21 protein-coding genes are annotated in these 25,597 nt (G+C 58.4%); 8 read left to right on the top strand and 13 right to left on the bottom strand.

The window, feature by feature from the left end; translation table 11 throughout:
• Nucleotides 1-46: 46 nt before the first annotated feature.
• The 3 genes from ACR0BT_RS15345 to ACR0BT_RS15335 are packed head-to-tail and all read right to left on the bottom strand — an operon-like array spanning nt 47 to nt 2,896.
• Nucleotides 47-1,036, bottom strand: a complete 990-nt coding sequence (locus ACR0BT_RS15345) for a YcjF family protein (protein ID WP_480763540.1) — start codon at nt 1,034-1,036, stop codon at nt 47-49.
• The gene (locus ACR0BT_RS15340) at nt 1,029-1,484 is read right to left on the bottom strand and encodes an N-acetyltransferase family protein (protein ID WP_480763539.1); all 456 of its coding nucleotides are present in this window, start codon (nt 1,482-1,484) and stop codon (nt 1,029-1,031) included. Before ACR0BT_RS15340 ends, ACR0BT_RS15345 begins: the two co-directional genes overlap by 8 nt.
• A complete protein-coding gene (locus ACR0BT_RS15335) occupies nt 1,481-2,896 on the bottom strand; it encodes a YcjX family GTP-binding protein (protein WP_480763538.1) in 1,416 nt (471 codons plus the stop codon). Before ACR0BT_RS15335 ends, ACR0BT_RS15340 begins: the two co-directional genes overlap by 4 nt.
• Nucleotides 2,897-3,003: 107 nt before the next feature.
• On the opposite strand from ACR0BT_RS15335, the gene truA reads away from it, so the two are divergent.
• Nucleotides 3,004-3,771, top strand: a complete 768-nt coding sequence (gene truA / locus ACR0BT_RS15330) for a tRNA pseudouridine(38-40) synthase TruA (RefSeq protein WP_480763536.1) — start codon at nt 3,004-3,006, stop codon at nt 3,769-3,771.
• A gap of 2 nt (nt 3,772-3,773) precedes the next feature.
• Here truA and ACR0BT_RS15325 read toward each other — a convergent pair whose 3' ends face one another.
• The 5 genes from ACR0BT_RS15325 to ACR0BT_RS15305 all read right to left on the bottom strand — a co-directional run bounded on the left by ACR0BT_RS15325 (nt 3,774) and on the right by ACR0BT_RS15305 (nt 8,044).
• Nucleotides 3,774-4,712 carry a nickel/cobalt transporter gene (locus ACR0BT_RS15325; protein WP_480612719.1) on the bottom strand — a complete coding sequence of 313 codons (939 nt, stop codon included), beginning with the start codon at nt 4,710-4,712 and terminating at the stop codon, nt 3,774-3,776.
• Complete coding sequence (locus ACR0BT_RS15320; protein ID WP_480763535.1) at nt 4,697-5,344, bottom strand: DUF1007 family protein; 648 nt, start codon at nt 5,342-5,344, stop codon at nt 4,697-4,699. Before ACR0BT_RS15320 ends, ACR0BT_RS15325 begins: the two co-directional genes overlap by 16 nt.
• A gap of 69 nt (nt 5,345-5,413) precedes the next feature.
• On the bottom strand, nt 5,414-6,214 hold the full coding sequence (locus ACR0BT_RS15315; protein ID WP_170404452.1) for a thioesterase family protein: 801 nt from the start codon (nt 6,212-6,214) through the stop codon (nt 5,414-5,416).
• A 15-nt stretch (nt 6,215-6,229) separates the two neighbouring features.
• Nucleotides 6,230-7,465, bottom strand: coding sequence for an acyl-CoA dehydrogenase family protein (locus ACR0BT_RS15310; protein ID WP_480763533.1), 1,236 nt, complete (start codon nt 7,463-7,465; stop codon nt 6,230-6,232).
• A 222-nt stretch (nt 7,466-7,687) separates the two neighbouring features.
• Entirely contained in the window at nt 7,688-8,044 is a 357-nt protein-coding gene (locus ACR0BT_RS15305) for a hypothetical protein (RefSeq protein WP_170404458.1), read from the bottom strand.
• Between the two features lie 176 nt (nt 8,045-8,220).
• Between ACR0BT_RS15305 and ACR0BT_RS15300 the strand changes: the two genes are divergently transcribed.
• The 3 genes from ACR0BT_RS15300 to ACR0BT_RS15290 all read left to right on the top strand — a co-directional run bounded on the left by ACR0BT_RS15300 (nt 8,221) and on the right by ACR0BT_RS15290 (nt 10,524).
• Nucleotides 8,221-9,054 (top strand): bifunctional allantoicase/(S)-ureidoglycine aminohydrolase, encoded by an 834-nt coding sequence (locus ACR0BT_RS15300; RefSeq protein ID WP_170511358.1) that lies wholly within the window; start codon nt 8,221-8,223, stop codon nt 9,052-9,054.
• Between the two features lie 102 nt (nt 9,055-9,156).
• Nucleotides 9,157-9,480: a hypothetical protein gene (locus tag ACR0BT_RS15295; protein ID WP_170397457.1), complete on the top strand. Its 324-nt coding sequence runs from the start codon at nt 9,157-9,159 to the stop codon at nt 9,478-9,480.
• Between the two features lie 54 nt (nt 9,481-9,534).
• Complete coding sequence (locus ACR0BT_RS15290; RefSeq protein WP_480763532.1) at nt 9,535-10,524, top strand: type I glyceraldehyde-3-phosphate dehydrogenase; 990 nt, start codon at nt 9,535-9,537, stop codon at nt 10,522-10,524.
• A 39-nt stretch (nt 10,525-10,563) separates the two neighbouring features.
• On the opposite strand, the gene ACR0BT_RS15285 is transcribed toward ACR0BT_RS15290, so the two are convergent.
• From ACR0BT_RS15285 to puuE, 3 genes are all read right to left on the bottom strand, one after another.
• Nucleotides 10,564-11,991, bottom strand: a complete 1,428-nt coding sequence (locus ACR0BT_RS15285) for a nucleobase:cation symporter-2 family protein (protein WP_170511354.1) — start codon at nt 11,989-11,991, stop codon at nt 10,564-10,566.
• Nucleotides 11,992-12,058: 67 nt separating this feature from the next.
• A complete protein-coding gene (locus tag ACR0BT_RS15280; RefSeq protein WP_480763531.1) occupies nt 12,059-12,544 on the bottom strand; it encodes an ureidoglycolate lyase in 486 nt (161 codons plus the stop codon).
• Nucleotides 12,541-13,959 (bottom strand): allantoinase PuuE, encoded by a 1,419-nt coding sequence (puuE, locus tag ACR0BT_RS15275; protein WP_480758393.1) that lies wholly within the window; start codon nt 13,957-13,959, stop codon nt 12,541-12,543. Before puuE ends, ACR0BT_RS15280 begins: the two co-directional genes overlap by 4 nt.
• Before the next feature lie 163 nt (nt 13,960-14,122).
• Here puuE and uraH point away from each other — a divergent pair, with 163 nt between their 5' ends.
• On the top strand, nt 14,123-14,479 hold the full coding sequence (uraH, locus tag ACR0BT_RS15270) for a hydroxyisourate hydrolase (RefSeq protein ID WP_170397467.1): 357 nt from the start codon (nt 14,123-14,125) through the stop codon (nt 14,477-14,479).
• Nucleotides 14,480-14,481: 2 nt separating this feature from the next.
• Here the strand turns inward: uraH and ACR0BT_RS15265 are convergent, their stop codons facing one another.
• Nucleotides 14,482-15,396, bottom strand: coding sequence for a LysR family transcriptional regulator (locus tag ACR0BT_RS15265; protein ID WP_170511345.1), 915 nt, complete (start codon nt 15,394-15,396; stop codon nt 14,482-14,484).
• A gap of 95 nt (nt 15,397-15,491) precedes the next feature.
• Between ACR0BT_RS15265 and ACR0BT_RS15260 the strand changes: the two genes are divergently transcribed.
• The 3 genes from ACR0BT_RS15260 (at nt 15,492) to ACR0BT_RS15250 (ending at nt 22,756) form a co-directional block, all read left to right on the top strand.
• Nucleotides 15,492-16,715 carry a urate hydroxylase PuuD gene (locus ACR0BT_RS15260; RefSeq protein ID WP_170511449.1) on the top strand — a complete coding sequence of 408 codons (1,224 nt, stop codon included), beginning with the start codon at nt 15,492-15,494 and terminating at the stop codon, nt 16,713-16,715.
• 153 nt (nt 16,716-16,868) lie between these two features.
• Nucleotides 16,869-18,674: an autotransporter assembly complex protein TamA gene (locus ACR0BT_RS15255; RefSeq protein WP_480763530.1), complete on the top strand. Its 1,806-nt coding sequence runs from the start codon at nt 16,869-16,871 to the stop codon at nt 18,672-18,674.
• Entirely contained in the window at nt 18,674-22,756 is a 4,083-nt protein-coding gene (locus ACR0BT_RS15250) for a translocation/assembly module TamB domain-containing protein (protein ID WP_480763529.1), read from the top strand. Before ACR0BT_RS15255 ends, ACR0BT_RS15250 begins: the two co-directional genes overlap by 1 nt.
• A gap of 48 nt (nt 22,757-22,804) precedes the next feature.
• On the opposite strand, the gene fdhF is transcribed toward ACR0BT_RS15250, so the two are convergent.
• Nucleotides 22,805-25,591 (bottom strand): formate dehydrogenase subunit alpha, encoded by a 2,787-nt coding sequence (fdhF, locus tag ACR0BT_RS15245; protein WP_480763528.1) that lies wholly within the window; start codon nt 25,589-25,591, stop codon nt 22,805-22,807.
• Nucleotides 25,592-25,597: the final 6 nt, after the last annotated feature.

Genomic DNA, 25,597 nt, shown 5'->3' with positions numbered 1-25,597 from the left:
CCGTCCTGTTTATGCAGGACAGGTTCAGGCACGGCCTTGCGCCAGATCAAGTCCTGGAGAACAACCCGCTGAGCGCGCGTTTGATCATGCCACGGGTCGAGGGCTGGTGGCGTTTCGAGAAAGGCAGCGGGCGGCAGACCTCCATCGCGGCAACACCAACACGGGCGGTGAGCGCGCCGTTGACCAGCCCCTCGCCGAACCGGCGGGACAGTTTGCTGAGGACTGAGCCGCCCAATATCGGTTCCAGCAGATCATCCCCAACCGCTACTGCACCCGTTGCCACCAAATGCACGAATACGGCGCGGGTCAGTCGCCAACTGCCCAAGAAACCTGCGCGACCGCCATAGATTTCGGCAATACGTCGGATCATTCGCAATGAGCTTGCCAGCGCGGTCGCGACATCGGCCAGCGCGAGCGGAACCAAAGCGGTAACGGTGGCAACCTGCCGGGCTGCGGCCTCGACCTCGCGGCTGGCAGCAGCGTCCAGCGGGGCCAGCAATTCGTCTTCGGCCAAGCTCAGCAGGGTTGCCGCATCGAATTGCTCTCCCATGCGTTCGGTCAAACGGTCGCGACCCCAGCGTGTTTCATCGCGTCCCTTATAGAACGCAATCAGCCGTGTGGTTACAGCGCGGGCTTGCGGCAAGTCCTCGTCTGATAAAGCTGTGTCCGCCGCGCGCCGCAGCCCATCGACGCGAGACAGACGGCTGATTGCGGCCAACTCGCGCAGTGCAATGATCAGGACGACCAGCAAAAGCGCAGCGATCAGACCGGTGACGATCCAACCCAGAATTGGTGCGCGTTCCAGCAGAGAGATGGCGAAATCCCATGCGGCGACCGAGACCACCGCCCCCACAACGGCTAATGTCAGCCCCCAGAACCAACGCGCTAAAACCGAAGGTTTCCGCGCTGCAAATCGTACCGCTGCCTGCATCGCCTGCCCCTGCGGGGGCGCGATGTCCGGAACAGGAGGCGCGGTCGAGACATCAACTGCCTCGGCGTCGTCTTCCAGATCAATCAGAACCGGTCCCTTAGCCATCGCCCCTCTCCTCGCGTGTCCAGACATACTTGATGTCGGGCAGGTTTTCGTCGTTCTTGGAGCCATCGCCGCGTGCAACCTCAACAAAGCCGTTACGCTCATAGAACCGGCATGCGGAAGGATTGGCCTGAAACGCATACAAGTTGAGCGTGGGACGCTGCGCTTTGGCGCGATCCAGCAATTGCTGCCCGATCCCCTGCCCGCGCGCCGAGGCCGCCAGATAGAGCGACTGCACTTCGTCCCCATTCAACGCCAGAAATCCGGCCACCTGCCCTTGCTTTTCGGCCACCGTGACCCAGCCGAGATCAATCATCCTGCCGCAAAACGCAATGGTCTCGGCCTCAGAATGCAGCTCAGGCATCCAGTCGTTTTCGCGGGCGAACCCGTGCAGAATAGCGCCTGTGGTTCCGGCATCGGTACTGCGAGCGGGGCGAAGGATCACGTTCACAGCCGGTCTCCGATCAGAAACTGCGCAGCCCGGTCCAGCCGAATATGTGGCGGACCGTCACCGGGATTCAGGGTCAAATGTGCGGGTGCAAAGGCCATATTGCCATAGTCCTCGCCCAGCCATCGCTCGGCCCCATTGCGCGCGGGGCCCAGCAGATGGGCAGGGTCCTCTGGCAAATCACCGGGGTAAAAGGCCGCCTGCTTACCGCTATCTAGCAGAGTGCCGCGCACACATGGCAGTTCTACGCCGTTATGGCTGCGCATCTCTTCCGTCGTTGTCCGAAGTGAAGCCAACGATAAGGCCGCAGTTTCAGCCCCGGCAAAGCTGGCGCGGTCGCGGGCCTCACGGGTCAGGGCCTCAATGATCGCGGTCAGGCGCGGGTGCTGCAGATGGTGCAGATGGTCCGCTTTGGTGGCCGCAAATAGGATACGCTCGACCCGCTTGCCAAGCAGCAGCCTGTTGAGCCATGCGTTGCGACCGGGGCGGAAGGCCGACAGGATATCGGCCATCGCGCGGCGCATATCCTCGACCGCTTGCGGGCCTTTATGGATTGCCCCCAACGCATCTACCAGAACGATCTGCCGGTCGATCCGGGCAAAGTGGTCGCGAAAGAAAGGTTTGACCACACGCGATTTGTACGCCTCGTACCGCCGCTCCATCTCGCGGTGTAGTGAACGCCGAATTGACGACCCCGACACCGGGAGCGGCGCGAATGTCAGCACAGGAGACCCAGCCAGATCGCCCGGCAGAAGGAACCGACCGGGAGTGCAGTCATAGAAACCAGCATCACGCGCGGCTTTAAGGTAATCGGTGAAGCTGCGGGCGAGGTCCTGCGCCTGCGGCTCATCATGTGGCGCGGTTGGGTCGGTCGCCTGAACCTTTGCCAGAAATGCCTCGGCTTGTCGACGTTTCGAAATATGCTCCAGCGTGTCCCGCGACCAATCTTCATAGGGTTTGTCCAGTAGGGCCAGATCCAGCAGCCACTCACCCGGATAGTCCACAATATCCAGATGCAATGTTCGAGGGCCCTGCAATCCCGAAAGCAGACCTGCGGGCTGGACTTTGAAGGACAGGCGTAACTCGGAAACAGCACGCGTGCTGTCCGGCCAGTGCGGCGCTGGTCCGGTCAACGCGGACAGATGGGATTCGAAATCGAACCGGGGCACGGTGTCGTCGGGTTGCGGCTGCAGATAACTGGCGGTGACACGCCCCTCTTGCTGCGCCACAAGACCGGTCATGCGGCCCCGATCCAGCAGGTTGGCGACCAGAGATGTGATGAACACCGTCTTACCCGACCGCGCCAATCCCGTGACGCCCAGCCGGATGACCGGTTCGAAGAATGTCTCAGACACACGGTCACCCACGGATTCGACGCCGCGCACCAGACTGTCTGCCAAAGATGAGATGACCAAGCTGTCGCCCCGCAATTATCGTTTTGCCCAAGATAGGTAGCGGTTGCGGCACTTGCCAGAGCTTTCGCCCCCTTGCCCGTCCGACCAAGGCGCGATACCAGCGCCCCATGCCCAGATACGCGCTGCAAGTCGAATACCAAGGGGAACCGTTTGCCGGATGGCAGCGGCAAAAGGAGCTGCCTTCGGTTCAGGGCGCGATCGAACTAGCGCTTTCGCGGATCGAACCCGGAGACCACACAATCGCCGCCGCCGGTCGTACCGACGCGGGGGTTCACGCGCTAGGACAAGTGGCGCATTGCGATCTGGTCAAAGAATGGGACCCATTCCGCCTGTCCGAGGCGTTGAATTATCACCTCAAACCGCAGCCTGTCGCGATCGTGCAAGCTGCACGAGTGGATGATGATTGGCACGCGCGGTTTTCGGCGCTTGAGCGGCAATATCTGTTCCGTATCCTGATGCGTCGCGCACCTGCAACCCACGACAAGGGGCAGGTCTGGCAGATCAATCATTCTCTGGACGTTGCAGCGATGCAGGCCGGGGCGGATATGCTGATCGGGCGACATGACTTCACCACCTTCCGTTCATCCATCTGTCAGGCCGCCAGCCCGGTCAAAACACTGGATGAGTTGCGGCTGGAACAGGTTCAGGGCTTCTCGGGGGCCGAAATCCACTTCCATGTTCGCGCCCGATCGTTCCTGCACAATCAGGTACGTAGCTTTGTTGGCACGTTGGAGCGTGTGGGGGCTGGGGCATGGACGCCTGAGGACGTTCGCGATGCGCTTGAGGCGGTTGACCGAGCGGCCTGTGGGCCGGTATGCCCGCCGCAAGGATTGTATCTGGCACGGGTAGGATATCCCGAACCGGTGTTTGGCTAAGTCTACAAGGCCCGCAGTAGCAGCCCGCTTGCAATCACGGCGATGATAAGACCCGCAACCAGTTCGATGGTCGGGGCCAGTACCGATGCAAAGCGCGTAGCCGAGGCTGAGGCCAGCAACCCGCCGCGCAACCCAAAGGATGTCCAACCGACCAAAGTGGTGACGGTTGCGGTGCCTAAAGCCATGGCGAATGCGCCCGCGATGCCGACCATTGCGATACCCATCTGCCATGTCAGGATCAGCACGAATAACGCGCCGGTACAGGGGCGTGCGGCTATACCAGCGATCAGGATCAACGCCTCGCGCAAGCTGCCGACCTGAGCGACTTCTTCGGCCGTCGGGCCGTGGCGGTGGCCGCAGTCAGCGCAAACCTCGTGGTCGTGATGATGGTGGTCGTGATCATGCGCATGGTGATGGTGGTCGTGCGTTTGAGAGGCCTGGTTTTTGTGACGCCGCGCAAAACTGCGGATGGCGCGAAAAACCAGCCACAGGCCTATAGCGGCAATTGCGCCGTAGCTGATCGGTGCCATGACCTGTTCGGTCGTGCCTACAAGCGACTCGCGTGACATCTGGAATACCAATACCCCGGCATAAACCAGCACAACCGCCGTCACTGCTTGCCCTAGGCTCGACAGGACACTGATTGCAGACAACCGCCAAAACGCGACACGACGGCCAAGCCCGTATCCTCCGATCAGAACCTTGCCATGGCCCGGTCCGATGGCATGAAAAAACCCATATGCAAAACAGACCGTCAGTAGCGTTGCCACAGCTTCGGGCTGCTCGGCGCGTGCTGCGCGCAGGGCGCGGGCGATCTGGTTCTGGAATTCGCGCTGCTCTCCGGCAGCCCAAGCGGCCAGATGGTCAAAACCACCGCTGCCCCAGAACCACAGCAGCACCCCGCAGGCGATGGCAACGGGAACGATCAGGTATTTGGACATGAAAGCCGAATCTCGGTTGCGAATTTCTCACCGACCAGAGGGATATCATTTTCTTCAAGGTCATACTCGGCATCCAGCGTCAGCAAAAAAGTCTGCATCTGGGCCAGTTCGTTGTCGATATCCGGATCGTTGCGTTCGATATTACAAGTCGTGGGGCCTGAAACCAGAACCGGGCGGGTCACTTCGTATGCGGTATAAAAGCTCTCATCAAACGCTTTGATCGACAGCGCATCCGCGGGAACGGGGTCTCCTTCGATCGCGCGCAGATGTGTGGTCACGATGCGGGCATCCTCGGTCGTGGCCTGCGGCTCAAGCGGGCCAGAGAGCGGGATCACATTTTCGCCCATGCGGATGACCAGATCGCCATTGTAACCTTCGACCCACTGCGCGTCGAAGCCGCTTAAAAACTGCTCTTCGGCCTCGGTCAGCACGCCATCAGCATCCTGATCCAGTCGCATGTCTTCGAGAACCAGCAATGAATAGAACTCATCATAGGCCCAGGTCACACGCACATGGGTCAGGTTGCCTGCGTCATCGACCATGAATTCTAGCCCCGTGTCGATAAAAACATGGGGATGGGCCAGTGCCGGTATCGGCAGAAGGCAGGTCAAGGAGAAGGCAAGCCAGCGCATGTTGCAAAGATAGAATGCGCAGCGGGTATCGGCAATCCGACTAAACTCCAGGCTGCAGAATCCCGCCATTTACTCCGGCGGGAACAAGACCAATGTCTGCAAAGCCGTCCCAACTGGCCCCTGTGTATCAAAAAGAACTGACTGCGACATACCGATCCCCGAGGGTTGCCAGTGCGAGATCGAGTCAGAGGCCAGCCAGTCCGAGACAGGCTCGCGGTGGACTTGCACAGTCAGGTCGGTATTCATGAAACCCATCTCAGATGTGGGCGCGTTCCACGATATGCCATTGCCGCAATCTGCAAGCGGGCAGAGCGCTTGGATCGGCGATGGGTCCTCTCCTTCCAGCAAGGCAGGTGTGCGCATCCAGACGGTTTTCGGACCTGCCCCTTGGTTGCCATCAGCGGGATAGCCGATCTGGGAGTGATGGGCAAAACCGGGCAACTGATGGCGCATCTCACCGATCGGGAACGGGCCATCGACCATATCTTCGACCCTGGGCGCGGGCAGTTTGACATTAGGCACGGCCCCAAGGTCTTTGCGCACCATATGCATGGTTGTGGCGGTGGCGCAAAGCGTGTCGTCCAGATCATGTACGGTGACCCGTGTGGTCGCCAGCGTCTTGGTATGGCGTGTCGTCTCTGCCGCGACTCGCAAACCAGCCAGAGGCAATGGACGCAGCAGATCGACGGTCAACCGGGTCAACATCTTCTCAGGGCCGACTTCGGTTTCTGCCGCCCGCACGATCAATCCGCTGACTGGCCCAGCATGGCAATGATCGGCCGACCAAGGTCCGCGCGCGGGGTCATTTCCGACAAACACACCCTGCGCATTTTGGTGGAAATACGCCTGCCCCAACACATCCGATGTCATTGTGGTTCTGTCGCCTCAGACTTTTTCCTGCGTGTATTTCTTCAACTCGACGCGAGCGACCTGACGGCGATGCACTGCGTCCGGCCCATCCGCCAGACGCAGGGTGCGCACATGGGTCCATGCATTTGCCAAGGGCGTATCCTGACTGATCCCCTGTGCGCCGAACATTTGCACGGCCTCATCGATTACCTTCAGCGCGACCTTGGGGGCAACGACCTTGATCTGGCTGATCCATGGGGCCGCCGCCCGTGCATCGCCCTGATCCATGTACCAGGCGGCCTTGAGGCACAGCAAACGGGCCATTTCGATCTCCATCCGACATTCGGCGATGATGTCGTAGTTTGCCCCCAGCTGCGCCAGTTTCTTCCCAAACGCCTGGCGCTGTAGTGAACGCTTGCACATCTGCTCCAGCGCAGACTCGGCCTGACCAATCGCGCGCATGCAATGGTGAATACGGCCCGGCCCCAAGCGCCCCTGCGCGATCTCGAACCCGCGCCCTTCACCCAGTAGAATGTTTTCGGCCGGGACCCGAACTTCTGTGAAACGGATGTGCATGTGACCATGGGGCGCATCGTCGTGGCCATAGACCTCCATCGGGCGCAATACCTCAATACCCGGCGCGTCTGCTGGGACCACGATCATCGACTGGCGCTGGTGCTTTGGCAGATCGTCCCCGCCGGTTTTGACCATCACGATATAGACCTTGCAACGCGGATCGCCCGCCCCAGACGACCACCATTTTTCGCCGTTCAGAACATAGTCGGCCCCGTCCCGCACGCAGGACATCGAAATGTTGGTGGCATCTGATGAGGCCACATCGGGCTCGGTCATCAGATAGGCCGAGCGAATCTGCCCGTCGAGCAAAGGCTTCAGCCACTGCTCTTTCATCGCGTCTGACCCGTAGCGTTCAAACACCTCCATATTCCCTGTATCGGGCGCGGAGCAGTTGAAAACTTCGGCCCCCAAGGGCGTCTTGCCCATCTCCTCGGCGAAATAGGCGTATTCAACTGTACTGAGGCCAAAACCTTTGTCGCTGTCTGTCAGCCAGAAGTTCCAAAGCCCCGCCGCCTTGGCCTTGGCTTTCAGCCCCTCGAGAATCTCGGCCTGTCGCTCGGTATATTTCCAACGATCGCCTTTATTGATTTCTGCCTGATACTCATCTTCAAGCGGCATGACCTCGTCGTGAATCATATCTCTCACCCGCTGTAACAGGGCGCGGTTTTCCTCACGCAATCCGAAAGTCATGGTCATGTCTATTCCTTCCCTGTGGCGCAATGCGGGTCTTTGGCTTTGGTCCGAGGATGGCTTAGTGGCCATGAGCGTGTCCAGCTAAGTGACGGAACGTCATTCACGCAAATTGAGCCCGGTCCAGCATCAATGCGATGCCCAGCAGGGGGCCTGCGGTCAAATTAGCTGGAGCAAATCACAAGGGTGCAGCTGTGCTAGTTCGGGTGCTGGCCAGGGCACCGACCTTTAAGGTGTCAGGATCCAGTTCCCATCAGCGGTCTTGCAGCGGCGCGTTCTGATATCGCGGGCCTGTGCAGCACCTTCAGGCTGCACAAAGTGCTGAAGTATCACACAATTGCCCTGAACGCTTTGCACGCGGATTGTCCCCTTCGAGCCGGTGTCCTGATTGAGCCAAGCCCTCTCCTGCCCCACGGATGGAGTGCCCGTCGACAGCAACGCGTTTGAGGTGTCGTTCAACACCTCAAAGTCAGCGGGGCTCAACCCCATTTCCGCGATGATTCGGGAAAGTGGTTTAGCCTGTGCTATTCCACCCACCCCCAGAAAAAGTGCAGCAACCAGCGCTGTGTAAACAAAGGCTTTCATCAAAGGGCCTCGCCGATTTGAATGACTTTCACGTCCATAGATATACCTCTATGCGTGTGCGGCCAAGCCCCACTTGGCCACCTTCAAATTATCCCGAACAAACCTTTCGCAAGGCGGGCGCTAGGTCCGCCCGTGAGATCGCCTCATATTGTCCCCAGACGAAGCAGAGGCATTTGATGACACATCCTAACTATTATGCACCGACAGGCGGACATCCGGGGCAAGAGCAACTGTTGACCGACCGTGCCATGTTCACCGATGCCTATGCGGTAATCCCCAAAGGCACGATGCGCGACATCGTTACCAGCTTTCTGCCTTTCTGGGAGAATACACGTCTTTGGGTCTTATCCCGGCCTCTGAGTGGTTTTGCCGAGACATTCTCGCAATACATAATGGAGGTGCAGCCCGGCGGTGGCAGCGATACGCCCGAAACCGATCCAAATGCGCAAGGGGTGATCTTCGTGGTCGAGGGCAGCGTCACGCTGACCCTGAACGAAGCGGATCATGTTCTTGAGATCGGTGGATATGCCTATATCCCCCCGGGCAGCGACTGGACGCTGCACAACCATGGCGATTCAGTTGCCCGGTTCCATTGGGTGCGCAAGGCTTATGATGCAGTGCCCGGCCTGCCCGCCCCTGACCCGATCATCACCAATGAACGCGACGTGGTACCCAACGAAATGCCTGGCACCGAAGGCCGCTGGTCTACCACCCGCTTCACCGATCCGCAGGACCTGCGTCACGATATGCATGTCAACATCGTCAATTTCGAACCCGGTGGCGTGATTCCCTTTGCCGAAACCCATGTGATGGAACACGGCCTTTATGTGCTTGAAGGCAAGGCTGTTTACCGGCTCAATCAGGATTGGGTCGAGGTCGAGGCCGGTGACTACATGTGGCTGCGCGCTTTCTGCCCACAGGCCTGTTACGCAGGCGGACCGGGACGGTTTCGCTATCTGTTGTACAAGGATGTGAATAGGCACATGCCGTTGTCTGTACCGTCTAGGTAGCTGACGATCAGGGCTTTACCGGATCAAGTTCTGGTAAAGGGGTTCACAGAATCGCTGGAATCTGATGAAATCAAATGAGTTTTCAGCACTGGAGATTGTTCGATGTTACTGCGCGGTACGATGATTGCACTGGTTGCCACCCTTGGCCTTTCGGCGTTCAACGCCGCCCCGGTCGCAGCCAAGGAAGAAACCAAATCCGTTTTCGTCATGAGCCGCACATGGGCGGTGACGCAGGTCTCGGACGCGCCTGTGGTTTATCGGGCGACGCGGGATAATAACAATCTGAACCCCTTTGGCCCGCCGCCACGTCTTCGCACCATCCAGGCAATGGCCGCGATACAGAAGGCGACCGGCTGCAAGGCGATCTATTCCAGCATGTACCAGAACATTTCGGGCCAGTTCTTTTCGCAGGTCAGCTGCAACTGAAATTGGTACAATACTTTGATTGAGATCGCCTGATCTGCCTGCCATAGCTTGCGCATGAAACTCGCGATCAACGGATTCGGTCGTATCGGCCGCACCATTCTGCGTCAGGTCTTAAGCCTGCCGCAGCATTCGGATGTAGAACTGGTGCTGATCAACGATATCGCACCGCTGGAAACATACGCATACCTGTTCAAATATGACAGCACGTTTGGCCCCTATCAGGGTTCGGTCACGACCGAAGGTGAAGCACTGAATATCGATGGCCGCGTTATTCTGATGTCTCACAGCGCCGATTTGGCACAGGTCGATCTGTCCGGCGTCGATGTCATGCTCGATTGCACCGGCATCGCGCGAACATCCGACGTGGCCAGCCGGGGCTTGACTGCTGGGGCGGATAAAGTGTTGATTTCCGGCCCTTCACCCGCTGCCGAAGTCACACTGGTACTGGGGGCAAACGAAGATCAATTGGGCAGCGCACGGATCGTTTCAAATGCATCCTGCACCACCAATGGTCTGGCACCGCTCGTCAAGCTGATTGATGAAATCGGCGGGCTTGTGTCCGGGCACATGACCACCATCCACTGCTATACAAACAGCCAGCCGATGGTCGATGCGCCACGCGGGGATTTGGCCCGATCGCGCGCCGGGGCATTGTCGATGGTGCCCACGACCTCGAGCGCGACGCATTTGATTGATATCGTCTTGCCAGACCTGGCCGGTCGTATGTCGGGGGCCGCGGTGCGTGTTCCGACGGCCAGCGTATCTGCCGTTGATCTTGTCGCCACGCTAGAACGTGGCATGAGCGCAGATCAATTCGAACAAGCGTTTCGCGACGCGGTCGCAGCTTCTGACGTGCTGGGCTGGACTGATTTGCCCTTGGTGTCATCTGATTTGCGGTCCCGCCCTGAGTCACTGGTAGTGGCGGGGCCCGAGACGCGCATGATTGGAGAGAGGCAGATCAGGGTCTTTGGCTGGTACGACAATGAATGGGGGTTTTCAGCCCGCATGCTGGATGTCGCGCGCCTGATGGCAAACGCCGGGTAATCCGCAGCGCTGAAGCACGCTGCGGATTACTTCAAGACTTCAATCGTGAGGTAGGCTACCCGCCCCGTGACCGGCCATACCCCCTGAAACCTCTTCAGTCGATTCTTCGGCCAATTCTTCTGGCAGGACCAAATTCAGTACAATGGCGATCAGCGCTGCGGGCAGCAGGCCGCTGGTCATCAGGATACGAAGTGTATCAGGTAGGTGCTGAACCGCGCCGGGTTCCAGCTGCAACCCAAGACCGATCGACAGCGAAATCGCAAAGATCACCATGTTGCGACGGTTCCAATCCACGTCTGACAGCATCGAGATACCTGCCGCGACCACCATGCCGAACATGACGATCACACCACCGCCCAGCACTTCGATAGGCACGGTGCGGATAATTGCCCCGACTTTTGGCACAAGGCCACACAGGATCAGGAAGATAGCTCCACAGGTCACGACATGGCGGCTCATGACGCCCGTCATCGCAATCAAACCGACATTCTGGCTGAAGGACGTATTGGGAAACCCGCCAAACATACCGGCAATCGCTGTTCCGAAACCATCTGCATAAGTCGCGCCCGCGATTTCCTTGTCGGTTGCTTCGCGACCTGCACCACCTTTGGTGATTCCCGATACGTCACCGACGGTCTCGATGGCCGAGACGAAAGACATGAGACAAAAGCCGATCACGGCGGCTAGAGAGAACTCAAACCCATATTTGAATGGTACGGGCAGAGCAAAAGCTGAGGCGCGTGACCAACTTGTGCCAATGGCCTCGAACGTCACCATCCCGACCATCAGAGCATAGACGTAACCAACCGCCAATCCGACCAGTACGGCAGACACCGACAGCATGCCGCGCGCAAAGAACTTGAGGCCAAGCGTCACAACAACCACAACCAGTGCAGCCGACCAGTTGAGCAGCGATCCATACTCAGGAGTTCCAATCGCAGGCACACCACCAGCGGCGTATTGTATGCCGACCTTGACCAGCGCCAAACCGATCATTGTTACGACAAGTCCGGTGACCAGCGGCGGAAGCGCAAACCGTATCTTGCCTATGAAGAGGCCAAGAAAGGCATGAAACAAGCCGCCAACCAGGACACCGCAAAACAGCGCCCCTAAGGCATCCACGCCTTTTCCGGCGACCAGAGGGATCATGATGGGCAAAAACGCAAAGCTCGTTCCCTGTACAATCGGCAGAGCCGCTCCAACCGGGCCAATCGTGATAGTCTGCAGCAGTGTCGCCAGCCCTGCAAACAGCATCGACATCTGGATCAGGTACAGCAGTTCGGGAAAATCCGGGGAGTTCGACCCAAATCCAAACCCGGCAGCACCCGCCACGATGATGGCCGGTGTCACGTTCGAGACGAACATCGCCAAAACGTGCTGAATGCCCAGCGGTATCGCCTTGTGCAAGGCGGGTGTGAAGTTCGGGTCCCGAAGCTGTTCGGGCGTCCCTATCGAAGTTTCAGCCATGATCTCATTGTCCTCCCTAAGATCCAATGGGGTTCTTACCGCTTCTCTGGCGGCTTCGGTTCTGGTTTCAGCGGTTGACCACCTCGTATGGTGTGCTGAACCAGTATTCCTCCAAGTTCGGGCCTTCCCCGATCCGATCAACGACTGCGAACAGACCGGGTCCATGCAAGGGTGTCAGGACTCCGTGCCATGTTCCCCGGTGATAGTTCACCGCCTGTCCTGGCTGTGTAATGAACGAGCGAGGACGACCCGGTTGCCCCTCCTCATCCGGGGCGACGATCACGAGAAAGGGCTGGTGAGTCATCGGAATGAACGCCTGGCTGCCGTCGGGATGACGCTCAACCATCGCTAGCTGATAAGGCAGTTCGCGTGGGTTTGCATTGAACAGGCTGATGCCCGCTTGGGCATCACCGAAATCCAGCCTTGCCCGATCATGATACCGCCCGCACTGGCCCTGGTTGATGATCTTGTCGGCCTCACCTGACACATCAATCAGATCACCAAACGGTGCGAAAGCTTCGGCCGAGATCGGTTCAGCGACAATCCGTGTCATGAGGGCAGCACATCGCGAAGACGGAACTCGGCAATCCGCTCGACCTGTCGGCAGGCCTCGGCGAACTCGGTTTCGCGATCCTGTTCGATGCGCCGTTCGAATGCGTTTAGGATCGAAGCCTTGTTGTGGTCCCGTACGGCAACGATGAACGGAAAGCCGAATTTTTCCGTATAGCGCTGGTTCAGTTCGGTGAAGGTGGCGCGTTCCTCATCCGTCAGCGCATCAAGCCCTGCCGAGGCTTGCTCGGACGTGCTTTCCTGTGTCAGCCGCTTAGCCTGCGCCAGTTTGCCTGCCAGATCAGGGTGGGCCGTCAAAACGCCCAACCGTTCCTCGGTTGAGGCGGACCGGAACATGCGGGTCAAAGCATTGTGTAATCCGCCTGCCGTGTCATGCGCCGCGCCCAATTCCAGATCATAGGCGCGCTCGGCGATCCAAGCGGAATGCTCGAAGATACCTCCATACGCAGAGACGAATTCTTCGCGGCCCATTTGCGAGGGTTGTGGACGCTCAGCCGCCGGGTGCTTTTCGGCCCAATGCTCGGCAATCTGCAATCGCGTCGCGAACCACACGTCCGAGAACCCGCGCGCGTAATCCAGAAATCGTTTCAGTGCCATAACACGACCCGGTCTCCCGATCAGGCGACAGTGCAAGCCGATCGACAGCATCTTGGGAGCGCCAGCTTCGCCTTCCGCATAAAGCACGTCGAAACTGTCTTTCAGATATGAATAGAACTGATCCCCGGCGTTGAACCCCTGTGGCGTCGCAAAGCGCATGTCGTTGCAATCCAGCGTGTAGGGAACAATCAACTGATCCCGACCACCGGTTTGCATCCAGTAGGGTAGATCGTCTGCATAGGTATCGGCAACATAAGCAAAGCCACCTTCCTCGGCGACCAGACGCACGGTGTTGTCCGAACAGCGCCCAGTGTACCAGCCGCGCGGGCGATCCCCTACAACTTCGGCATGCAGACGGATCGCTTCGGCGATCTGGGCCCGTTCTTCCGCCTCGGGCATATCCTTGTGCTCGACCCATTTCAGGCCATGGCTGGCAATCTCCCACCCTGCCGATTTCATCGCCGCAACCTGATCCGGCGAACGCGCTAACGCGGTAGCCACACCATAAACGGTGATCGGTAGGTCTTTCATCAAGCGATGCAGGCGCCAGAACCCCGACCGCGAGCCGTATTCATAGATCGATTCCATGTTCCAATGACGCTGGCCCGGCCACTGCGCCGCCCCAACGATCTCGGACAAGAACGCCTCGGACGCAGCGTCCCCGTGCAGAACACAGTTTTCGCCACCTTCTTCGTAGTTCAACACAATCTGCACAGCCAGTTTTGCACCGCCGGGCCATGCGGCGTCAGGTGGGTTGGCTCCGTATCCGATCATATCGCGGGGGTAACGAGGCGGCTGCATAGGGTCTTCCAGTCCGATTAGGTGTTTTGACAGCTTTACCGCAGAAACGGTCCATTGATTATCAAATCAATCCGAACACTGTTTCCAGTTCTTTCGGCATTTCAACCATTTTGCGGTTTGGCCCAGACTGTGGCACACCAAAAGAAACACATAGGAGAGACCCTTGGCTGGCTATCTGACAACCCACGTTCTCGACACGGCGCGCGGCTGCCCCGCTGAGGGGTTGAAAATCGCGCTCTACAAAGTGTCAGGGAACTCGCACCGTAAACTGGTCGAGATGGAAACCAACGCGGATGGCCGAACCAATAGCCCGATCTTACCGCAGGACGACTTTAATACCGGCACTTATGAGCTGATATTCTTCGCCGGAGATTACCTGCGCGCGACGGGTCAGGATGGCGATGATCCTCTGTTTCTGGATCAGGTGCCGATCCGCTTTGGCATGTCCGATGCGGACGCGCACTACCACGTTCCGCTGCTGTTGTCCCCCTACGGCTATTCGACTTACCGGGGCAGCTAGCCCTAGACTTCGGCGCTTCGAACCACTTTGCCGATCCGGTCAATCATGAAATCCATAAACAGCCGCGCCTTCGGGTCCTGATGGCGACGATGCGTATAAAGGCAGGCCATTTGCACGGGAACCGGAGGCGTCTTCATCGCCACCGGGATCAGCCTCCCCGCCTTCAAATGCTCTGACACCTCAAAAACGGGTTTCATGGCAATACCTTGCCCAGACAGCGCCCAATCGGTCAAAACATCACCATCGTCACATTCATACCTGCCCGAGACAGCAAATCGTTTCGGGCCATCGGGTGTTTCCAGCATCCACTGAAACTCTGCCGCGCCGGGGAAGCGCAGGTTCAAGCATTCATGCTTGCCTGAAATCAGATCGGATCCAGCTTCGGGCATCCCACATCGGCTCACGTAATCAGGGGCCGCGCATAGCACACGCTGACAATCCGCAATCTTGCGAATGCGCAATGTGCTGTCTTCGGGTTGACCGATGAAAAAAGCCAGATCCAAGCCTTCGGTGGTCAGATCAACCGAGCGGTCTGTCAGTCTTAGACGCACATCAATCTCAGGGTATTCTGACAGAAAATCAGGCACATGAGGCGCCAATAACCGGCGCCCGACACCCAAGGGCGCAGCAACAAACAGAGACCCGCGGGGGGCTTCGGTCAGATGCGTGACCTGGGCCTCTGCCTCATCAACTGCATCCAGAACCGCAACCGCGCCGGGGTAGAACGCCCGCCCCTGCTCCGTTGGTGTCAGGTTCCGAGTTGTGCGCTGAAACAGACGCACTCCCAGATGATCCTCCAACTGCGAAATTCGCGCCGACGTCACCGCAGGTGAAATTCTCATATCCCGCCCGGCGGCTGACATGCTGCCCAAGTCATAGACCCGGACAAAGGTTCGAATGTTGTCGAGATAGGACATCTTATCGTTTTTTTTGATACAGTTTGACAATATACGGGAATACCGAAGAAAAGCCCGTTTGCCTAGTGTGGCGCAACGCAATCGGAGACATAAGCATGTACGACTTCGCCGTTTTCTGGGATTGGATTGGTTTTGGCGTGCGCTGGTTGCACGTTATCACCGCGATTGCCTGGATCGGATCATCCTTCTACTTCATCGCGCTGGATCTTGGTTTGAACCGCGATATCCCCGGACCGGCGGACGGCGAGGAATGGCAAGTCCATGGCGGAGGATTCTATCACATCCAGAAATATCTCGTCGCTCCGGAGCGTATGCCCGACCACCTGACCTGGTTTAAATGGGAAAGCTACGCCACATGGCTCAGCGGTGCCGCGCTACTGATGATCGTCTACTGGGTAGGCGGAGAGCTCTATCTGATCGATGCCCAAAAGGCGGATCTGGCGCTATGGCAAGGCATATTGATCTCGGCTGCCTCGCTGACTGTCGGTTGGCTGGTCTACGATTTTCTTTGCAAGTCGGGATTGGGCGAGCGTCCGACATTGCTGATGGTTCTTCTGTTCGTGCTGCTGGTGATTATGGGCTGGGGTTATAACCAGATATTCACCGGTCGCGCGATGATGCTGCATCTGGGGGCCTTCACGGCCACAATCATGACCGCAAATGTGTTTTTCATCATCATGCCAAACCAGCGCATTGTGGTGGACGATCTAAAGAACGGGCGCACACCTGATCCGAAATTCGGCAAGATCGCCAAGCTGCGTTCGACCCACAACAACTATCTGACATTGCCGGTCGTGTTTCTGATGTTGTCGAACCACTATCCGCTGGCTTTTGCGACCGAGTACAATTGGATCATCGCCGCGCTGGTCTTCCTGATGGGTGTCACGATCCGGCACTATTTCAACACCCGCCATGCGCGCGCTGGAAACCCAACCTGGACCTGGTTGGTAACGGCTTTGCTGTTCATGACCATCATGTGGTTGTCGACTGCTTCGATGAACGACCCGTTGGAAGAGGCCGAAGCACGGCAACTAACGCCCTACGAACAGAAATTCGCATCAGCGGATGGCTTTGAAGAAGCACAGGACATAGTTCTGGGTCGCTGTTCTATGTGCCACGCGCGCGAGCCTGTCTGGGAAGGCATCCTGTGGGCACCCAAAGGTGTCCTGCTGGAAACAAAAGCTGACATTGCTCAGAACGCGCAGCAGATTTATCTGCAATCCGGCGTCACACATGCCATGCCTCCCGCGAACGTGACCTATATGGAACCTGAAGACCGGGATGCGATTGTTCGCTGGTTCCGAAATGCCGGTCTGTAGCGGATTGGCACACGAGTTTGCCAATAAAAACACCTGAACTTTGTTTAGTTCTTCCCCTAAGCGCCGTCAGATGCTCTAAATGAATTCAACACGCCGCATTCGTTTTGTTTCGCGGCCATAGCGATTTCGACTTGGGGCAGTTGGAGCCATACAATGACAGGGAGCAGACCGCGCAGCGATCTGAGAGGCTGGCTTTTTGGTGCGTTTGTGGCCTTGTCCCCCAATCTTGCTACCGCGCTAGAAACGACCCTATCCGCCCCTGGTGCATCTGAAGATCTGGTCGACCGCTTGGAAGAGACTTCATCCATCTTCACCTCGGAGTCGCGTGGTCTTGATACGTCGTTGGAAATACTGTCGGCAGCTTTGTCCGACTACCGCACCATCGTTCAGATCATGTACGACGAAGGCTATTTCAGCCCCGTCGTCAGCATCAAGCTTGACGGGCAGGAAGCCGCCAAAATCAATTCGCTGAACGTTCCAGCCCAATTCAAACGGGCGACTATCCTTGTCACACCGGGACGGAAGTTCAAGTTCGGAACGGCTGTCGTGCAACCGCTGGCACCGGGCACGGAACTGCCCGAAGAGTTCGCCACGGGTAAGACCGCGACCACCGGAGCGATCCAACAGGCGGCTTCGGCCGGGGTGCAGGGCTGGCGCGATACAGGCCATGCCAAGGCGGAAGTGGAAGATCAGAAAGTAATAGCGCGCCATGCGCAGGCACGGCTGGACGCGACAATTGATCTGGCTCTGGGGCCAAGGCTGCGGTTCGGTAAAATGATCATTCAGGGCGATACAAATGTCCGCCATCGATCGATCGAGAAAATCGCGGGCTTCCCCTCGGGTGAGGTTTATTCGCCTGAACAGGTCCAAAAGGTTGGCACCCGCCTGCGGCGCACCGGCACATTCGCTACGGTTTCGCTCAAGGAACATGAAGAACCCAACCCGGATGGCACGCTTGATTTCGACGCGACGTTTGAAGACCTGCCACCGCGCCGCCTGACCTTTGGGGCCGAGATTGCCTCGCGCGACGGGGTTGATCTTACAGCTACGTGGACCCATCGAAACGTTTTCCGGCGAGCCGAAAGGCTGCGGTTCGAGGCGGCAATCCGCAATATCGGCGGTGCCGAGGATATCGATGGACGCATTGGTCTGCGGCTGGATCAACCTGATCGTCTGGGCCCTGACGACAATACATTCTGGAGCGCGCTGTTGGAGCGGCGCAATACCGAAAACTACAACGTCACCGTCGCCTCGCTTGCCTATGGTGCACGCCGCACATTCTCTGACCGCCTCTACGCCGAAGCCTCGGCAGGTTTCCAATGGTCGGACGCAGATGACGCCTATGGCGATGGGCGCAAGTTTCGATACTTCATTCTTCCGTTCCGGTCAGAATGGGATGAACGCGACAGCAAGGTCAGCGCGACGCGCGGTTATTATCTAGACTCGCAAGTCATGCCCTTTGTCGGGTTCTCCGGGTCGGATACCGGCCTGAGAATGTTCTTTGACGGTCGCGCCTATAACGATCTGGGCACCGCCGGTCGGCTGGTGTTGGCAGGCCGGGTGCAGTTGGGATCGGTCCTCGGACCTCCGGCAGATGGTGTGACTCCAGATTTCCTGTTCTTCTCGGGTGGTGCCGGTACAGTACGGGGTCAGCCATTTGAAAGCCTAGGTATCCCCGTCGGAGATGGTGTCGCCGGTGGCAAATCCTTTCTGGGGCTCTCAGCCGAGGTCCGAGGCAAAGTCACTGACGCAATCTCGTTGGTTGGGTTTTATGACTACGGTGTGGTCGACACGTCCTCATTCATCGGCAGCGGCGCGGAAGAGCATTCTGGCGCGGGCCTTGGAATCCGTTATGATCTGGGCGGCTTCGGGCCCTTGCGCTTTGACCTTGCGGTGCCGGTTCAGGGCGATACGGGTGACGGGCTGCAATTCTACCTCGGGATCGGGCAGGCCTTTTGATGCGTCGCGTTGTATATCCCCTGTTGCTAAGTTCAGCAGCGATCACCGTTCCCATCGCGGCGACCGCTCAGGACGAGGGCGGCAGCATGATCGAGCAGTTTCTGCAAGATACCCTGTCCGGTGATGATCAGAATGTGCGGGTGGTCGGCCTTGAAGGTGCCTTAAGTTCGCGTGCGACGATTCAGGAAATCACGGTCGCCGATGACGACGGCGTCTGGCTCACCATTAAAAACGCTGAATTGGACTGGAACCGATTGGCACTGCTGCGCGGTCGGTTCTCGGTCAACACACTATCGGCGCAGGAAATCGATATCGCCCGCGCACCCGGTACAACAACAAAGGACGCACCGCCCCCTTCAGCCGAAACCCAACCCTTCCAACTACCTGAGCTTCCGGTTTCGATCGAAATCGGAGAGCTGCGTGTCGATGACCTTTCTTTAGGTGAGCCGCTGATCGGCGTCGCTGCCAAGCTTGCCGTGAACGGCAACCTATCGCTGGCTGATGGAACACTGGATACTACGCTGGATATCGACCGACTGGACCGCGCCGGGGACACGATTGATCTGAAAGCAGGCTTTCAGAACGACAGCCGCCAGATCGATCTGGACTTGACCGTAGCCGAAGCATCAGGCGGTCTGATCGCAACGGCCCTGTCCATCCCCGATGCCCCGCCACTTGAGTTGACTGCAAAAGGCTCGGGGCCGATAACGGATTTTAATGCTGATATCGGTCTAAGCAGCGATCAGCAGCTTCGCGTCTCCGGTCAGGTACGACTGCGCACCGCCGAAGAGAGTGGCAACGCTTCCGATGGAATCGCGTTTACTGCCGATGTCGGAGGCGACCTGACGCCGTTTCTGGCCGAAGAGATGGACACGTTCTTCGGTACCGACACACGGCTGTTTGTAGATGGGCGCACCCATTCTGACGGGGCGCTGGATATATCGGATATCGAGATTACCTCGGAAGCGCTGGACCTCAAAAGCGAACTCAGCCTTGCTTCGGGTGGTGTTCTGAAACTGGTCGCCCTGCAAGGTCGTATCACGCCGCCGGAAGGTGACAAGGTCGTTCTGCCCGTCAGCGGCGGCGATACGTCAATCGGCGCGGCTCAGATTTCGGCCTTGTACAATACCGAGAATGGCAATCTCTGGGACCTGAGCCTGACGACCAACAAGATTGAAACCCCCAACCTGAACCTCGATCATGCACGGATCAGCGGGCAAGGCACGCTAGATCAATCCAGCGGGCTGTCGGTCGATGGCGATCTGCAGGCTGTGCTGGCTGGCATTGATCTGACAGATGCCGCACTGAATGCCGCCGTCGGAAATCAGATCACACTGGATGGGCAGTTCGAGTACGGCAGCGACCAGACATTGCAATTGTCCGGGGTCGAACTGGTCGGCAGCGACTATACTCTAGACGCTGATGCGTTGATCAGCGGGCTTGCGACCGGGTTGCAGGTTGATGGCACGGCACTGCTGCAGGCGACCGACCTGTCGCGGTTCTCGGACCTGGCACAGCTTCAGCTTGGTGGCGAGGCTTCGGTCCAGGTGGCTGGAAAGGGCTCGCCACTGGAACGCAGCTTTGACGGCAAGGTCACGGTGAATGGGCGTGATCTGGTGACCGGGCGTGACGATATTGATCCAATGATCACGGGTGAAACCGAAATCGTTCTGGATGCCAAACGCGACACCGATGGGGTAACAATTCGCTATTTCACCGTGAATGGCGACGCTCTGACAGCGCAGGCCAGCGGCACGGTCACGACGCCAAATGGCAATCTGACGATTGACGGTCAGGCCAGCGTGAACGCCCCAAATCTGGCGGTGTTCTCAGGCATCGCACAGCGTGATCTGGCGGGCGCATTACAGGCCCGGCTGGATGGCAAAGGCACCGTACAGACGTTGGAATTCGACGGCCAAGCCAGCGTGATCGGAACAAATATCGAAACCGGGATGAGCGAGTTCGACCCGCTGTTGAAAGGCCGGACATCAATCAATCTGGACGGTGCGCATTCGGGCAACCAAATCGTTATTCGAAACGCCACGGTCAAAAGTGCTGCTCTTACTGCCGAGGTGGGCGCAACCATCGATGACCCCACCGGGAACATCGCGGTGGATGGAAGCGCCAAGCTGAACGCCCCCGACCTGTCTTTGTTCTCCGGCCTCGCCGGGCTTGATCTGGCCGGGTCGATTGATGCCGACGTCACCGGTCGGGCCGCGCAAAGCAGCAAGGCCTTTGATATCAAAGGCAACCTGAGCGCAGACGACCTTGCCACGGGTATCCAAGCCGTAGATGCGTTGGTACAGGGACGAACCACGCTGAACGTGGATGCCGCCAACGATGATCAGGGGCTGAACATCCGCACTTTCAGTCTGAACGGAACCGCGCTGACCGCAGATGCATCGGGCCGATTGGATCGGGAGGCCGGTGGCCTCGATTTCTCGGCCATGCTGGACGACATCGGCCGTCTATCTTCGACATTGTCCGGGCCGCTCACGCTGGATGGCAACGTCGCCCCTACAGGGTCCGGTTTGGAAGGCAATGCGCGCCTGCAGGGACCAGATAGCTCGTACGCCAATTTAACCGGAACTGTAGAAACCGGTGGCACCGCGGATCTAAACTTTGACGCCCGCCTGAATCGGGTCGAACGTTTTGTGCCCGATTTCCCCGGAACCGTCGCCGCCAGTGGTGCCGCCCGCCGCGACGCCGGGATGTGGACCATCGACGCAAAGGCTAATGGCCCCGCCGATATCAGTACAACTGTTGCCGGGACCTTTAACGAAACCAGCGGCGAAGCGGACCTGAAGATGCAGGGCGGTGTCAACATCGGTATCGCCAATGCATTTATCTCTCCCAACAATCTGGCCGGTACTGCCCGGTTCGATCTGGCCCTGAAAGGGGCACCTGCGCTGGATGCGCTTAGCGGAACGATTTCAACATCCGGCGCGTCGATGGCCTTGCCCGATGTGGGACAGACAATCACTGGCATCGGGGGTTCCGTAAACATCGCGCAAAGCCGCGCCACGATTGCACTGCAGGGTGGGTTACGAGCGGGCGGAGGGTTTACCGTCAACGGCCCGATTGATCTGACGCCACCCTTCAACGCCCAGATAACCACAGCGCTCAACAATCTCGTGCTGACAGACAAGCTGCTCTATGAAACCACATTGAACGGTCAGATCGCCCTGACCGGGGCATTGGCCGGGAACAGTTCGCTGGCCGGGCAGATCAACTTTGGCGAAACCAACATCAATCTTGCAGCCGCCGCAGGAGCAGTCGGCGCAGCACCAATTCCGACGATCCAACACCTGAACGAAAGCCGTGCCGGTTTCGTAACGCGGGAACGCGCCAATCTGGTGGAAACCGAGGATGAGACTAAAAGCAACTCGCGCATGTCGCTCGACATCGGATTGCTTGCACCCAAGGCAGTCTTTGTCCGAGGACGCGGCGTGAACGCGGAACTGGGCGGTCGCATACAGATTGGTGGAACTACAACTTCTGTTGTGCCGTCAGGCCAGATTGAGCTTATCCGCGGTAATATCGATATCCTTGGTCGCCGCCTTGCGCTGACTAAGGGTGTGGTCACCCTGCAGGGTGACCTGACGCCATATATCGAGTTTGAATCGTCCTCCAGCACCTCGGACGGCACCGCAACGATCGAGATCGCCGGGCCGCTGGACTCACCCGAGGTCGACGTATTCTCAGATCCTGAACGCCCGACCGAGGAAGCGCTAGCAATGCTCTTGTTCGGCAACCGGTTCTCAGAACTGTCACCGTTTGTCATTGCGCAGATGGCGGCCTCATTGGCCCAACTCAGCGGCGCCGGCGGGGATACTACCAAAGGGGTGCGCGAGGCCACGGGCCTGGACACTATCGACCTTGGCGCGACTGAGGGCGGTGGGGGCAGCCTTGGTGCGGGCGCATATCTAAGCGACAATCTCTACACCGATTTCACCGTCAATACCGAAGGTGACACCGAGGTGAACTTGAACCTCGACGTCACCGACAGCTTCACGGTGCGCGGCACGGTGGATGGCCGGGGTGAGACGGGCTTGGGTATCTTTTTCGAACGCGACTACTGAAAAAAAAGGCGACCCCAAAGGGCCGCCTTTTTTTCAGTTGATTGAAGACTATTCCGCCGCGACGGCGTCTGCGATCTTTTCGACGCGAATTGCCGAGAACTTGAACTCGGGGATCTTGCCATAAGGATCGATGGCCGAGTTGGTCAGGATATTCGCCGCCGCCTCGACATAGGCGAACGGGATGAACACCATATCCTCGGCAATCGCCCGGTCGGCCCGCACCATGATTTCAATCGAACCGCGGCGAGTAGTCAGACGAATCATATCGCCCGGCTCAATCCCCATCAGTTTCAATGTACGCGGGTTCATCGAGCAGTTCGCTTCAGGTTCCACGGCATCCAGAACGTTGGACCGGCGGGTCATTGACCCCGTATGCCAATGCTCTAGCTGGCGGCCTGTAGTGGCGATCATCGGGTATTCATCATCCGGGGCCTCATCCGGTGGGATGACGCTGGCTGGCGTGAACCGGGCGCGACCATCCGCACGTGGGAAACCATCGCCGAACACAATCGCCTGACCTGGGTCTGTCTCGGACAGTGACGGGTAAGTGATCGTCTCAGTCTCAAGCCGTTCCCACGTGATGTTGTCGAGCGAATTCATCGTCAGCTTCATCTCAGCAAAGACCTGAGAAACATCGGAATAATCCCAGTTCAAACCGATCCGCTGCGCCAGCTCAACGGTGATCTTCCAATCCTCGCGCGCTTCGCCCGGAGGGTTAACGGCAGGTCGCACACGCTGCACCTGACGGTTGGTGTTCGACACGGTGCCGTTCTTCTCATAGAGCGCTGAGGCGGGCAGAATGATGTCGGCATAGTTCGCCGTTTCGGTCAGGAAGATATCCTGCACGATCATCAGTTCCAGCTTGGCCAGTGCGTCGCGCGCGTGATTCACATCGGGGTCGGACATGGCGGGGTTTTCCCCCTGGATGTACATACCCTTGATGTTGCCCGCATAAGCCTGATCGATGATCTCGGTGACGGTCAGCCCCTTCTCGTTCGAGAAGTCGCGGTCGTCATTCCAGACGTTGGTGAACTTGGCCCGAATGCCGTCGTCGGTAACGGACTGATAGTCCGGCAGGAACATCGGGATCAGGCCCGCGTCTGAGGCACCTTGCACGTTGTTCTGACCGCGCAACGGGTGAAGACCCGCACCGGGTTTACCAACATTGCCGGTCATCAGAGCCAACGAGATCAGGCAGCGCGAGTTGTCAGTGCCATGGATGTGCTGGCTGACACCCATACCCCAGAAAATCAGACCGGCCTTGGCTTGCGCAAAGGTGCGCGCCACTCGGCGCAGTTGATCCGGTTCGATGCCACAGATCGGCGACATAGCCTCAGGCGTGAACTGGCGCAGGTGTTCTTTCTCGGCTTCCCAGTTCTCGGTCCAGCGGTGGATGTACTGGCTGTCATACAATTCCTCTTCGACGATCACATTCATGATCGCGTTGAGCATTGAGACATCCGCGCCGGGACGGAATTGCAGCATCTCATCAGCGAACTTGCGCATCCCAACGCCGCGCGGGTCCATCACAATCAGCTTGCCGCCGCGTTTGGTGAACTGCTTGAAATAGGTGGCGGCGACAGGGTGGTTTTCAATCGGGTTGGCCCCGATGATGATCGCCACATCCGCGTTTTCGATCTCGTTGAAGGTCGCGGTCACAGCGCCCGAGCCCACATTCTCAATCAGGGCCGCAACAGATGACGCGTGGCACAGACGGGTGCAGTGGTCGACGTTGTTGTGGCGGAAGCCCTGACGGATGAACTTCTGGAACAGATAGGCTTCTTCGTTGGTGCACTTGGCCGAGCCGAAGCCTGCAACGCTGCGCGGGTCTTTGTCGCGCAAGTCCATCAGCTTGGTCGCGGCCAAATCCATCGCCTCTTCCCACGTTGCTTCACGGAAATGGGTATCCAGGTTGCCGGGATCGACGTTCAATCCCTTGGCTGGAGCATCCTCGCGACGGATCAGCGGCTTGGTCAGGCGATGCGGATGGTGAATGTAGTCAAAGCCAAAGCGGCCTTTGACGCACAGACGACCTTCGTTTGCGGGGCCGTTGATGCCCTCGACATACTTCACCTTACCGTCTTTGACCTTGAGCGAAACCTTACAGCCCACGCCGCAGAACGGGCAGACGCTTTCCGTTTCCGAGTCGTAGTCCTTGCTGTCGCCTCGCTGCTGGTCATCCAGTACGGTTGCTGGCATCAAAGCACCGGTCGGGCAGGCCTGCACGCATTCACCACAAGCCACACAGGTCGAAGCACCCATCGGGTCGTTCTGGTCGAACACCACCTGCGCTGTGTGGCCACGACCGGCCATACCAATCACATCGTTGACCTGCACGTCGCGGCAGGCCCGGACGCAGAGGTTGCAGTTGATGCAGGCGTCCAGATTGACGCGCATCGCAACGTGGCTGTCATCCAACAGCGGGATTTTCTCGGCCTCTTTCGCCGGGAAACGGCTGTCGCTGACATGGTTCAGCTTGGCCATATCCCAGAAGTGGCTGGAGGCGTCGTGCGCTTCCTCAGGCTGATCCGCGACCAACAGCTCCATGACCATCGCGCGCGATTTCTCGGCCCGGTCGCTGTCGGTCTTAACCACCATGCCGTCGGCTGCCGGACGGATGCACGAGGCGACCAGCGTGCGCTCGCCTTCTACCTCGACCATGCAGGCACGGCAATTGCCGTCGGGTTGGTAACCGGGTTGCGGCTTGTGACACAGGTGAGGGATAGTGAACCCCTGCCCCTTTGCGGCTTCCCAGATGGTCCAGCCCTCGGGCACGGTGACATCTTCGCCATTCAGGTTGAAGGTGACGGTCTTGTTTGGGCTTGCATCTAGCATGGCTGT

This window comes from Ruegeria sp. CJ6 (assembly GCF_056536665.1).
The sequence above is the reverse complement of the archived record's forward strand: the minus strand, read 5'-3'. Positions and strand labels throughout refer to the sequence as shown.